General features: G+C 57.1%; 13 protein-coding genes. 12 read left to right on the plus strand and 1 reads right to left on the minus strand.

The window, feature by feature from the left end; all coding sequences use genetic code 11:
• Nucleotides 1-239 precede the first annotated feature (239 nt).
• From rpoH to OMR58_RS07635, 4 genes are all read left to right on the plus strand, one after another.
• Complete coding sequence (gene rpoH / locus OMR58_RS07620) at nucleotides 240-1,094, plus strand: RNA polymerase sigma factor RpoH (protein ID WP_105594083.1); 855 nt, start codon at nucleotides 240-242, stop codon at nucleotides 1,092-1,094.
• A gap of 118 nt (nucleotides 1,095-1,212) precedes the next feature.
• Nucleotides 1,213-2,058, plus strand: coding sequence for a helix-turn-helix transcriptional regulator (locus tag OMR58_RS07625; protein WP_264545621.1), 846 nt, complete (start codon nucleotides 1,213-1,215; stop codon nucleotides 2,056-2,058).
• Between the two features lie 90 nt (nucleotides 2,059-2,148).
• Complete coding sequence (locus OMR58_RS07630; protein ID WP_200560917.1) at nucleotides 2,149-2,868, plus strand: AzlC family ABC transporter permease; 720 nt, start codon at nucleotides 2,149-2,151, stop codon at nucleotides 2,866-2,868.
• Nucleotides 2,868-3,179, plus strand: a complete 312-nt coding sequence (locus OMR58_RS07635) for an AzlD domain-containing protein (protein WP_200560916.1) — start codon at nucleotides 2,868-2,870, stop codon at nucleotides 3,177-3,179. The genes OMR58_RS07630 and OMR58_RS07635 overlap by 1 nt, the downstream gene beginning before the upstream one ends.
• Here the strand turns inward: OMR58_RS07635 and panM are convergent.
• Complete coding sequence (gene panM, locus OMR58_RS07640; RefSeq protein ID WP_200560915.1) at nucleotides 3,155-3,559, minus strand: aspartate 1-decarboxylase autocleavage activator PanM; 405 nt, start codon at nucleotides 3,557-3,559, stop codon at nucleotides 3,155-3,157. The two genes, OMR58_RS07635 and panM, sit on opposite strands and share 25 nt — an antisense overlap.
• A gap of 386 nt (nucleotides 3,560-3,945) precedes the next feature.
• Here panM and OMR58_RS07645 point away from each other — a divergent pair, with 386 nt between their 5' ends.
• From OMR58_RS07645 to ugpE, 8 genes are all read left to right on the plus strand, one after another.
• A complete protein-coding gene (locus tag OMR58_RS07645; RefSeq protein ID WP_264545622.1) occupies nucleotides 3,946-5,061 on the plus strand; it encodes a branched-chain amino acid ABC transporter substrate-binding protein in 1,116 nt (371 codons plus the stop codon).
• A 135-nt stretch (nucleotides 5,062-5,196) separates the two neighbouring features.
• Nucleotides 5,197-6,123 (plus strand): high-affinity branched-chain amino acid ABC transporter permease LivH, encoded by a 927-nt coding sequence (livH, locus tag OMR58_RS07650; RefSeq protein ID WP_123334125.1) that lies wholly within the window; start codon nucleotides 5,197-5,199, stop codon nucleotides 6,121-6,123.
• Entirely contained in the window at nucleotides 6,120-7,394 is a 1,275-nt protein-coding gene (locus tag OMR58_RS07655) for a high-affinity branched-chain amino acid ABC transporter permease LivM (RefSeq protein WP_105594077.1), read from the plus strand. Before livH ends, OMR58_RS07655 begins: the two co-directional genes overlap by 4 nt.
• The gene (livG, locus tag OMR58_RS07660; RefSeq protein WP_105594076.1) at nucleotides 7,391-8,158 is read left to right on the plus strand and encodes a high-affinity branched-chain amino acid ABC transporter ATP-binding protein LivG; all 768 of its coding nucleotides are present in this window, start codon (nucleotides 7,391-7,393) and stop codon (nucleotides 8,156-8,158) included. Before OMR58_RS07655 ends, livG begins: the two co-directional genes overlap by 4 nt.
• 1 nt (nucleotide 8,159) lies before the next feature.
• The gene (livF, locus tag OMR58_RS07665) at nucleotides 8,160-8,873 is read left to right on the plus strand and encodes a high-affinity branched-chain amino acid ABC transporter ATP-binding protein LivF (protein WP_105594075.1); all 714 of its coding nucleotides are present in this window, start codon (nucleotides 8,160-8,162) and stop codon (nucleotides 8,871-8,873) included.
• Nucleotides 8,874-9,143: 270 nt separating this feature from the next.
• Nucleotides 9,144-10,460, plus strand: coding sequence for a sn-glycerol-3-phosphate ABC transporter substrate-binding protein UgpB (gene ugpB / locus OMR58_RS07670; protein WP_205067683.1), 1,317 nt, complete (start codon nucleotides 9,144-9,146; stop codon nucleotides 10,458-10,460).
• Nucleotides 10,461-10,599: 139 nt separating this feature from the next.
• Nucleotides 10,600-11,487 (plus strand): sn-glycerol-3-phosphate ABC transporter permease UgpA, encoded by an 888-nt coding sequence (ugpA, locus tag OMR58_RS07675; protein ID WP_105594073.1) that lies wholly within the window; start codon nucleotides 10,600-10,602, stop codon nucleotides 11,485-11,487.
• The gene (gene ugpE / locus OMR58_RS07680) at nucleotides 11,484-12,329 is read left to right on the plus strand and encodes a sn-glycerol-3-phosphate ABC transporter permease UgpE (RefSeq protein ID WP_200560914.1); all 846 of its coding nucleotides are present in this window, start codon (nucleotides 11,484-11,486) and stop codon (nucleotides 12,327-12,329) included. The genes ugpA and ugpE overlap by 4 nt, the downstream gene beginning before the upstream one ends.
• Nucleotides 12,330-12,331: the final 2 nt, after the last annotated feature.

The following is a 12,331-nucleotide window of genomic DNA, read 5'->3' on the forward strand; positions in this document are numbered from 1 at the left end:
CCGCAGAGGAAGTTAAAACGCATCGCTTCCCGCTGTTCATCCGGCACTCGCCAACGGCATTAAGAACGTGTATAAATTATCCCTGATTAAAATTGAACTTGTGGATAACTTCGGCGTCTTATCCCTGTAGAGATTGATATTCGCACGGAATGCTTTCTATTTAGCGCTGTACTTCGCGTAGGGTATCAGTCGCGTCAGGATCTGACGTAGTCACGATGCTAAACACTGAGAGGGTTTGAATGACCAAAGAAATGCAAACTTTAGCTATTGCTCCTTTAGGCAACCTGGATTCCTATATCCGGGCGGCTAATGCCTGGCCTATGCTGACGGCAGAAGAGGAAAAAGCGTTGGCTGAACGGCTGCATTACCAGGGCGATCTGGAAGCAGCTAAGACGCTGATCCTGTCTCACCTGCGCTTTGTTGTTCATGTTGCTCGTAACTACTCCGGTTACGGCCTGCCGCAGGCAGACCTGATTCAGGAAGGTAATATCGGCCTGATGAAAGCCGTGCGCCGTTTTAACCCGGAAGTGGGTGTGCGCCTGGTTTCCTTTGCCGTGCACTGGATTAAAGCCGAGATTCATGAATACGTGCTGCGCAACTGGCGTATTGTCAAAGTCGCTACCACTAAAGCTCAGCGTAAGCTGTTCTTTAACCTGCGTAAAACCAAGCAGCGTCTGGGCTGGTTTAACCAGGACGAAGTGGAAATGGTGGCACGCGAGCTGGGCGTGAGCAGCAAAGACGTTCGCGAAATGGAATCACGCATGGCCGCGCAGGACATGACCTTTGACCCAACGCCGGAAGATGAAGGCGAAGGTCGTTCTATGGCACCGATGCTCTATCTGCAGGATAAAACTTCTGACTTTGCCAACGGCATCGAGGAAGATAACTGGGAAGATCACGCGGCCGATAAGCTTTCCGACGCGATGCAGGGGCTGGACGAACGCAGCCAGCACATCATTCGCGCACGCTGGCTGGACGACGACAACAAAACCACGCTGCAGGAGCTGGCCGATCGCTACGGCGTTTCCGCAGAGCGCGTTCGTCAGCTGGAAAAGAACGCCATGAAGAAACTGCGTATGGCTATCGAAGCCTGAGCATAATGCTTCGGGCGTCTGCGATGCCCAGACAAAAAAACCGCCTCCAGGGGCGGTTTTTTGTTGTCAGAATAAACCAACCAGCACAGCAATTTTATTCTAAAGTGGGAGAGGGAAAATGGAGACGCTGAATACGCCGCAGGAGCGCGCCACGCTGTTCTGCGTGGAGGAATTCAACGGCATGAATATGCTGGATGCCAGCTATCGCCATCGCCGCTTTCCCCGCCACGTGCATGACACCTTCTGCGTTGGGGTGATTGAGACCGGCGCGCAGCGCTTCTGGCGATCCGGGGGCGATCACGTAGCGCCGAGCGGCGATATCATTCTGGTTAACGCCGACGAAGTGCACACCGGCTGTTCGGAAGTGGCGGGCGGCTGGTCTTATCGCGCTATCTATCCTCATCCCGATCTTTTCGCCCGGCTGTCGGCAGGCAGTGAGCCAGGCCCGGTGCCGTGGTTCCCCGATGCGGTGCTGCACGATCCGCTGCTGTCCGCCCAGCTGCGGCTGGTGTTCTCGCTGCTGCCGGAGCAGGGCAACAGCCTGCTGAAAGAGTCTCTGCTGCTGACGGCCTTCTCCTGGCTGGTGATGCGCTACAGCCGCACGCGCGTTGTGCCGCCCGACCTGGCCGATGCCTGCCGCGCGGTGCTGCCGGTGCAGGAGCTGATGGCCAGCTGCCCGGAAAAGAACTGGTCGCTGCAGCAGCTCGCTGACGTCGCGCATCTCAGCCCGTGGCACTTCCTGCGCCAGTTTAAGAAAAGCATCGGCATGACGCCGCACGCCTGGCTGGTGCAGGCGCGGCTGCAGAAGGCGCAGGTGCGGCTAAAGCAGGGTGAGACTATTGCTCAGGTATCCAGCCTGTGCGGTTTCTCCGATCAAAGCCATTTTACCCGCCATTTCAAAAACTCGATGGGCGTTACGCCGGGCGAATACGTGCAGGCGCTGAAACGGGGCCGCCGGGGATAAACAGAAGCACAGCCTCTTCAGGCAATTTTATTCAATCCTCCGCCGACGCTGCCTGCCACACTGCTGCTGAATTTACTCAGGAGCCGTCAGATGAATCATCCCGTTACTTCCCTTTCTCCCCCGCAGCCCGCGCCGTGGTCCGGCTTCTGGCGCGGAGCCAGCGGCATGCTGCCGCTCTGCCTGTCTGTGGTGCCGTGGGGCATCCTGGCGGGATCGATGGCCGTTCAGAGCGGGCTGAGCCTGTCGCAAAGTATCGCCATGTCGACGGTGATTTTCGCCGGCGCGGCGCAGCTGGTGACGCTCGGACTGATGCTGTCCGGTGCCAGCGTGGCGACCATTGTCATTTCGGTGTTTTTTATCACCGCCCAACATTTTCTGTACGGCCTGACGATGCGCGAAACGGTGTCAGTGCTGAAAGCGCGCTATCGCCTGCCGATCGGTTTTCTGCTGACCGACGAGCTGTTTGCTCTGAGCTGCGCGCAGCCGAAAGAGAAGCTGACGCCGGGCTATCTGATTGGCGCAGGGCTGACGTTTTATCTCAGCTGGGCGCTGTTCAGCCTGATGGGGATCGCTATGGCGTCCTCGATCCCGGATTTGGATCGCTACCATCTTGATTTCTCGATCGTCGCCACCTTTATCACCATCGTGGTGCCGATGATAAAAAACCTTAACGTGCTGTGCGGCGTGATCGTTTCGCTGCTGCTGTCGATGGTGCTCAGCCTGTATCAGATAGAAGGGGCCATTGCGATTGCCGGGGTGTGCGGCATGTTCTGTTCGGTAATGATTGCCCGTTTGCGGCAGGAGGCATGATGAGCTGGTTTTTACTGTTAACGCTGGCGGCGGTCGTGTTTTTTAACCGCTATCTGTTCCTTGAACCGGCGGTGCCGGTCAGGCTGCCCGCCGCAATCCGCGAAGCGCTGAAATATTCCGCGCCCTGCCTGCTGACCGCAATCTGCGGGCCGATTATTTTGCTGAATCACGGTGAAGTCCGCGCCCTGAGCGATAATCCCTATCTGTATGGCGCACTGGCGGGCGTGCTCATTGCCGCGCAGGTGCGCAATATGGTGCTCAGCGTGCTGCTGATTCTGGCGGTGTTCTATTTACTCTGCTGGTGGATGTAGTGCTGTAGCTCCGCATCAAACTGAAAACCCGCCGCCTGCATAAAGGCGGCGATAGCCTCTGCGCTGTCGTCACCGTCGTTTGCCACCTGCCAGCGGGTAATATGCGGATTCTGCGCCAGCGTATCTTCCAGCAGATACAGCCCGACGCCGCGTCGGCGCGTCACTTCCCGCACCATCAACTGCGACAGCCTGCCTTCATTTCCGGTAATCACAACCTGTACCGCCGCCAGCAGCCGTTCATTAAATCGTGCGGCGTAGAGCTGATGTTGGTCATCCAGCTGCTGTTCCAGCGCATGGCTATCGGCCTGCGGCCAGATTTTTTGCAGATCGCTGTGGTCCTGAAGTGAGAATTGTTGCAGGCGAATGATGGTTAGTTTCATTGTAAAAACTCGTCGGTCAGAAAGGCATATTGTAGCGAAGTTGACCATACTAAAGCGTGGAAGTTTTTCTGTACAAAAACGAGCTGTTCTGTTTCTGATTTAAACAATTTACCGAGTAAATCATTATTCGGTTAGTAATTGTCCAGCATAAAAAGCTGGTTAACTGGCTTAAAAGCAATCGTTAATGCCAGCTTATTATGCTGCTGCATCCGCGATTTAGTGAATATGTCAGTTGATTTACAGCAGAATATTCCTGTTTAATAACCTGAAATTTAACGCCTTTATACCAAAAAAATGCCGCATTAATCCCTAAGCCTTTCTTTGTAAAGCGATTAGGAAAAATGACGGCAGAAAATAGCCAAATCACAACAGATGGGGAAGTTCGGATGAAAATCAGTAAAGGTAGTGCGTTCCTGGCGGGCTGCGTAGCCCTGGCGATGAGCCACGCTGCGTTAGCAAAAGATATCAAAGTGGCGATCGTGGGTGCGATGTCCGGTCCGGTGGCGCAGTATGGCGACATGGAGTTTACCGGCGCTAAGCAGGCAATTGCTGATATTAACGCCAAAGGCGGCGTGAACGGCAACAAGCTGGTCGGTGTGGAATACGATGATGCCTGCGACCCGAAACAGGCCGTTGCGGTCGCTAACAAAGTGATCAACGACGGTATCCGCTACGTGATCGGCCATCTGTGCTCTTCTTCTACCCAGCCTGCTTCAGATATCTATGAAGATGAAGGCGTGCTGATGATCACCCCGGCGGCTACCGCACCGGATCTGACCAGCCGTGGCTATAAGCTGGTTCTGCGTACGACCGGTCTGGACTCCGATCAGGGCCCAACCGCCGCCAAATACATCCTGAACGACATCAAACCGCAGCGCATCGCCGTGGTTCACGACAAACAGCAGTACGGTGAAGGCCTGGCGCGTTCCGTTCAGGACAGCCTGAAAAAATCCGGCGGCAACGTGGTGATGTTTGAAGGTATCACCGCCGGTGATAAAGACTTCTCTACGCTGGTTGCACGTCTGAAGAAAGAGAACGTCGACTTCGTTTACTTCGGCGGCTACTACCCGGAAATGGGCCAGATCCTGCGCCAGGCGCGTGCGGCAGGCCTGAAAACTCAGTTTATGGGTCCGGAAGGCGTGGGCAACTCTTCACTGTCTAACATTGCCGGTGCGGCATCAGAGGGCATGCTGGTGACGCTGCCTAAGCGTTACGATCAGGTTGCGGCTAACCAGCCAATCGTTGATGCGCTGAAAGCGAAAAAACTGGACCCAACCGGTCCATTCGTCTGGACAACCTATGCCGCGCTACAGTCTCTGACTGCCGGTATGGAGCGCAGCAAGAGCGAAGAGCCAGCCGATATCGCCAACAACCTGAAAACCGGTGCGGCGGTTCCAACCGTAATGGGCGATCTCAACTGGGATGAGAAGGGCGATTTGAAAGGCTTCGAGTTCGGCGTTTTCAAATGGCATGCTGATGGTTCTTCCTCGGCGGTGAAATAAACCCGTCTGCGGGCCAGGTCAGCCTGGCCCCTGCGGCGAGATGACTATCCCCCGTTGGGGTCGGGCCTGCCCGGCCCTTTGTTGTATTCATCCTTCTGCCCTGCCTGCGCAGGAGGAATCGTAAGGTATTCAGGTATGTCCGAGCAGTTTCTCTATTTCCTGCAACAAATGTTCAACGGTGTGACGTTGGGCAGCACCTATGCGCTGATCGCCATCGGTTACACCATGGTGTACGGCATCATCGGCATGATTAACTTTGCCCACGGCGAAGTCTATATGATCGGCAGCTACGTCTCGTTTATCGTCATCGCTGCATTGATGATGATGGGGATCGATGCCAGCTGGCTGCTGATCGGCTGCGGCTTTGTGGTGGCGGTGGTGATCGCCAGCTGCTACGGCTGGAGCATTGAGCGCGTGGCTTACAAGCCGGTACGCTCTTCCAAGCGCCTGATCGCGCTGATATCCGCTATCGGGATGTCCATCTTCCTGCAAAACTACGTCAGCCTGACTCAGGGCTCGCGCGACCTCGCGCTGCCAAGCCTGGTCACCGGACAGTGGACGCTGGGAGAAAGCAACGGCTTTGCCGCCACCATCTCTACCATGCAGATGGTGATCTGGGCGGTGACTTTCCTCGCCATGCTGGCACTGACGCTGTTTATTCGCTATTCCCGCATGGGCCGCGCCTGCCGCGCCTGTGCTGAAGATCTGAAAATGGCCAGCCTGCTGGGTATTAATACCGACCGCGTGATCTCGCTGACCTTTGTTATTGGTGCGGCGATGGCGGCGGTGGCTGGCGTACTGCTGGGCCAGTTCTACGGTGTAATCAACCCGTACATCGGCTTTATGGCCGGGATGAAGGCCTTCACCGCTGCGGTACTGGGCGGCATCGGCAGTATCCCTGGCGCGATGCTGGGCGGATTGATTCTCGGTATTGCCGAGGCGCTGACCTCCGCCTATCTGAGCACCGAGTACAAAGACGTGGTGTCATTTGCGCTGCTGATTGTGGTGCTGCTGGTGATGCCAACCGGTATTCTGGGCCGTCCGGAGGTTGAGAAAGTATGAAAAAGCTTAACCTGTTGAATGCGCTCGTTTCCTCCCTGATGCTGCTGGTGCTGGCCGCGTTCTTTATGGGCCTGCGGCTGAATCTCGACGGTACACATCTGGTGGTAAACAACGCCGGAGACGTGCGCTGGAACTGGATCGCCGTCGGCTGCGGCGTGGTGTTTATCTTCCAGATGCTGCGCCCGCTGGTGCAGAGCAGCCTGAAAAAAGTCTCCGGCCCTTCGCTGGTGCTGCCGGGCATTGATGGCTCAACGCCGAAGCAGAAGCTGTTCCTGCTGGCGCTGATCGTCGCTGCGGCGGTGTGGCCGTTTATCGTTTCACGCGGCACGGTGGATATCGCCACCCTGACGCTTATTTATGTGATGCTCGGCCTGGGGCTGAACGTGGTCGTCGGGCTATCCGGCCTGCTGGTGCTGGGTTACGGCGGTTTCTACGCCATCGGAGCCTACACCTTTGCGCTGCTGAATCACTATTACGGCCTGGGCTTCTGGCAGTCGCTGCCGCTGGCCGGTATGGTCGCCGCAGGATTCGGCCTGCTGCTGGGCTTCCCGGTACTGCGTCTGCGCGGTGACTATCTGGCGATTGTGACGCTCGGTTTCGGCGAGATCGTGCGTATTCTGCTGCTGAACAACACCGAAATCACCGGTGGCCCGAACGGCATCAGCCAGATTCCGAAACCGTCCTTCTTCGGTCTGGAGTTCAACCGCAGCGTGCGCGACGGCGGCTGGGACACCTTCCATAACTTCTTCGGCCTGAAGTACGACCCGAGCGACCGTATTATCTTCCTGTACATGGTGGCGCTGCTGCTGGTGGTGATCACCCTCTTCGTGATCAACCGCCTGCTGCGTATGCCGCTGGGACGCGCATGGGAAGCGCTGCGTGAAGACGAAATCGCCTGCCGCTCGCTGGGCCTCAGCCCGACGCGCATCAAGCTGACCGCGTTCACCATCAGCGCCGCGTTTGCCGGTTTTGCCGGCTGCCTGTTCGCCGCCCGTCAGGGCTTCGTCAGCCCGGAATCCTTCACCTTTGCCGAATCCGCCTTTGTTCTGGCGATCGTGGTACTGGGCGGCATGGGATCGCAGTTTGCGGTCATCCTTGCGGCAATACTGCTGGTGGTATCGCGTGAGCTGATGCGTGACCTGAACGAGTACAGCATGCTGGTGCTCGGTGGATTGATGGTACTGATGATGATCTGGCGTCCGCAGGGGCTGTTGCCGATGAAGCGTCCGCACCTGAAGTTGAAAAATGCGGAAAAAGGAGAGCAGGCATGAGTCAGCCTTTGTTAGCAGTCAATGGCCTGATGATGCGCTTTGGCGGTCTGCTGGCGGTCAACAACGTCCAGCTTGAACTCCGTCCGCAGGAAATCGTCTCGCTTATCGGCCCGAACGGGGCAGGTAAAACCACGGTGTTCAACTGCCTGACCGGCTTCTATAAGCCAACCGGCGGTTCTATCATGCTGGGCGATAAACAGCTGGCCGGTTTGCCGGGGCAGCAGATCGCCCGCATGGGCGTGGTGCGTACCTTTCAGCACGTGCGCCTGTTCCGTGAAATGACGGTGATTGAAAACCTGCTGGTGGCACAGCATCAGCATCTGCAAAGCGGCGTCTTCTCCGGCCTGCTGAAAACGCCGGCCTTCCGCCGTGCTGAAAGCGATGCGCTGGACCGCGCCGCCACCTGGCTGAAGCGCGTCGGGCTGCTTGAGCTGGCCAACCGCCAGGCGGGGAACCTCGCGTACGGCCAGCAGCGCCGTCTGGAAATCGCCCGCTGCATGGTGACGCGCCCGGAAATCCTGATGCTGGACGAACCGGCGGCGGGGCTTAACCCGAAAGAAACTCACGAGCTGGATGAGCTGATTGCAGAACTGCGCGGCGAGCATAAAGTCTCGGTACTGCTGATTGAACACGATATGAAACTGGTAATGGGTATTTCTGACCGTATTTACGTGGTGAACCAGGGTACGCCGCTGGCGAACGGTACGCCGGAAGAAATTCGTAACAACCCGGATGTGATCCGTGCTTACCTCGGGGAGGCATAAGATGAGTAACCCCATGCTTTCTCTGAATAATATCAGCGCGCACTACGGGAAAATCCAGGCGCTGCATAACGTCAGCCTGCATATCAATCAGGGGGAAATTGTCACCCTGATTGGGGCCAACGGTGCGGGTAAAACCACTATCCTGGGCACGTTGTGCGGCGAGCCGCGCGCGACTCAAGGTAGCATCGTCTTCGATGGCCAGGATATTACCGACTGGCAGACCGCGCGCATTATGCGTGAAGCCATCGCCATTGTGCCGGAAGGCCGCCGGGTATTTTCCCGCATGACGGTGGAAGAGAACCTGGCGATGGGCGGTTTCTTTGCCGAGCGTCAGCAGTATCAGGAACGCATCAAGCGCGTTTACGAACTGTTCCCGCGCCTGTGGGAGCGGCGTATTCAGCGCGCCGGAACCATGTCCGGCGGCGAGCAGCAGATGCTGGCCATTGGTCGTGCGCTGATGAGCCAGCCGCGACTGCTGCTGCTTGATGAACCGTCGCTGGGGCTGGCGCCGATTATCATTCAGCAGATTTTCGACACCATCGAACAGCTGCGCAAAGAGGGGATGACCATCTTCCTCGTTGAGCAGAATGCTAACCAGGCGCTGAAGCTGGCGGATCGCGGCTACGTGCTCGAAAACGGTCATGTGGTGCTCGAAGACACGGGTGAGGCATTGCTCGCCAACGAGGCGGTCAGAAGCGCCTACCTCGGCGGATAAATACCCAGGGCAGCCCACGCGGCTGCCCTTTTTTTGCCCCGAACGTGCAGCCAACTGTGCGCTAAATCTGTGATCGTCTTCTCTCTGTTGATTACCAAAGTTGTTACATTCCTCTCACTTCTGCCGTCGCGTTTCGAAATTCCCGTCATTCGTCCGTCACATTTCCGTCACATCACTATTATTAATCTGTCATTTAGCCGTGGCATGTTACTTGCCGACTCACACAGTGCGCGGAATCGCGCATCATTAAAACGGGCACAGGAAACCGATATGTCATCTACCGCATTCCGTCGTACCGCTCTCAGCATGGTGCTGGGACTGACCTTCAGCGGCAGCGCGCTGGCCGCTACCGAAATTCCGTTCTGGCACTCGATGGAAGGCGAGCTGGGCGTAGAGGTTGACTCACTGGCGAAGCGTTTTAACGAAACTCACCCCGATTACAAAATTGTGCCGACCTACAAAGGCAACTACGAACAGAGCCTGGCGGCGGGTATTGCTGCCGTGCGTACCGGCAAAGCACCGGCCGTATTGCAGGTATATGAAGTGGGTACGGCCACAATGATGGCATCGAAAGCCATCGTCCCGGTTAATGAAGTCTTTAAAAAAGCCGGTATCGCGATGGATGCGAAGCAGTTCGTGCCTGCGGTAGCCGGTTACTACAGCGATTCGAAAGGCGAGCTGATTTCCCAGCCGTTTAACAGCTCCACGCCGGTGCTGTACTACAACAAAGACGCCTTCAAAAAAGCCGGCCTGAACCCGGATCAGCCGCCAAAAACCTGGCAGGAACTGGCGAAGGATACCGACGCGCTGCGTAAAGCGGGCATGTCCTGCGGCTACGCCAGCGGCTGGCAGGGCTGGATTCAGATTGAAAACTTCAGCGCCTGGCACGGTCTGCCGGTCGCCACCAAAAATAACGGCTTCGACGGCACCGATGCCGTGCTGGAGTTCAACAAGCCGGTACAGGTGCGCCACATCCAGATGTTGGAAGATCTGAACAAGAAGGGTGATTTCACCTACTTCGGCCGTAAAGATGAATCCACTTCCAAGTTCTACAACGGCGACTGTGCGATCACCACCGCCTCTTCCGGCTCGCTGGCCGACATCCGCAAATACGCCAAGTTTAACTTCGGCGTGGGCATGATGCCGTACGACGAAACCGTGCCGAACGCGCCGCAGAACGCCATTATCGGCGGAGCCAGCCTGTGGGTGATGAAGGGCAAAGACGATGCCACCTATAAGGGCGTCGCCGAGTTTATGCAGTTCCTGGCTAAGCCGGAAATCGCTGCCGAGTGGCATCAGAAAACCGGCTACCTGCCGATCACCACGGCGGCTTACGAGCTGACCAAACAGCAGGGCTTCTACGACAAGAACCCGGGCGCGGATATCGCGACTCGCCAGATGCTGAACAAAGATCCGCTGCCGTTTACCAAAGGGATGCGTCTGGGCAACATGCCGCAGATCCGTACCATCGTTGACGAAGAGCTGGAAGGCGTATGGACCGGTAAGCAAACGCCGCAGGCCGCGCTGGATAACGCCGTTAAGCGTGGTAACGAGCTGCTGCGCCGCTTCGAGCAGCAGACGAAGTAACCTGTTGCCGGTGCAGACCGCTGCTCGCCTCCGGGCCGGGCGGCGGTCTGCCTGCAAAGGCACATCACCGATCTCTCCCGTGGGGCGATCGGTGATGTGCCCGTTAATACCGACCCCGTTCCGCACGAGATAATCCACTATGGCTCAGCCCCGTCCCGTCTTTCGCAATCGCTTGTTGCCCTATCTGCTGCTGTTGCCGCAGCTGGTAATTACGGCGATTTTCTTTATCTGGCCAGCGGGCGAAGCGCTCTGGTATTCGCTGCAAAGTATCGATCCGTTTGGTATCTCCAGTACGTTTGTGGGTATGGAGAACTTTGAGCGGCTGTTCAGCGACGGTCTGTACCTCGAGTCATTCTGGACCACCATCAAATTCAGCGGGCTGGTGACGTTCTTCGGCATGGGGCTGTCGCTGCTGCTGGCGGCGCTGGTGGACTATGTTATCCGCCTGAAAAAAACCTATCAGACGCTGCTGCTGCTGCCCTACGCGGTGGCACCGGTCGTGGCGGCGGTGCTGTGGATGTTTCTGTTTAACCCCGGGCTGGGGCTGTTCAGCCACCTGCTGAACCAGTGGGGCTACAACTGGAACTACGCGCAGAACAGCGGGCAGGCGATGTTTCTGATTGTGCTAGCCTCCATCTGGCAGCAGATGAGCTACAACTTCCTGTTTTTCTTTGCCGCATTACAGTCGATTCCGAAGTCGCTGGTTGAGGCGGCGGCGATTGACGGTGCTGGCCCGGTGCGGCGCTTCTTCGCGTTGTCGCTGCCGCTGATTACCCCGGTGAGCTTCTTCCTGCTGGTGGTGAATCTGGTCTATGCCTTCTTCGATACCTTCCCGGTGATCGATGCCGCCACCGGCGGTGGCCCGGTGCAGGCCACCACCACGCTGATTTATAAAATTTACCGCGAAGGCTTTGCCGGGCTGGATCTCTCTTCCTCTGCCGCCCAGTCGGTGGTGCTGATGCTGCTGGTGATTGTGCTGACGGTGATTCAGTTCCGCTTTGTTGAGCGTAAGGTGCGCTACCAATGATTGAAAATCGTCGCGGGCTGGATATCTTCAGCCATACCCTGCTGATCCTCGGCATCCTGACTATCCTGTTCCCGCTGTATGTGGCCTTTGTGGCCGCCACGCTGGATAACAATGCCGTTTATCAGGTGCCGATGACGCTGATCCCCGGCAGCCACCTGTGGGAAAACATCAGCAATATCTGGGTGCGGGGGGTGAACGGCAGTGGACCGGCCTTCAGCCTGATGCTGATGAACAGCCTGTTTATGGCATTGGCGATCACCATCGGCAAAATCAGCGTCTCCATTATTTCGGCATTTGCGCTGGTGTGGTTCCGCTTCCCGCTGCGCAGTCTGTTTTTCTGGATGATCTTTATCACCCTGATGCTGCCGGTTGAGGTGCGTATTTTCCCGACGGTGCAGGTGATTGCCGATCTGAATATGCTCGACAGCTACAGCGGCCTGACGCTGCCGCTGATGGCTTCCGCCACGGCCACCTTCCTGTTCCGCCAGTTCTTTATGTCGATGCCGGACGAGCTGATGGAAGCGGCGCGCATCGACGGTGCCAGCCCGATGCGTTTCTTCCGCGACATCGTGCTGCCGCTGTCGAAAACCAATCTGGCGGCGCTGTTTGTCATTACCTTTATCTACGGCTGGAACCAGTATCTGTGGCCGCTGCTGATCGTCAACGATGCGTCGATGAGCACCGCCGTGGCGGGCATTAAAAGCATGATCTCCACCAGCGGTTCGCCAACGCAGTGGAATGAAGTGATGGCGGCGATGCTGTTAACCCTGATCCCACCGGTGGTGATCGTATTAGTCATGCAGCGTGCGTTCGTGCGCGGCCTGGTAGAGAGTGAGAAATAACC

The sequence above is a fragment of the Erwinia sp. INIA01 genome (assembly GCF_025947915.1).
Classification (GTDB): domain Bacteria; phylum Pseudomonadota; class Gammaproteobacteria; order Enterobacterales; family Enterobacteriaceae; genus Erwinia; species Erwinia coffeiphila.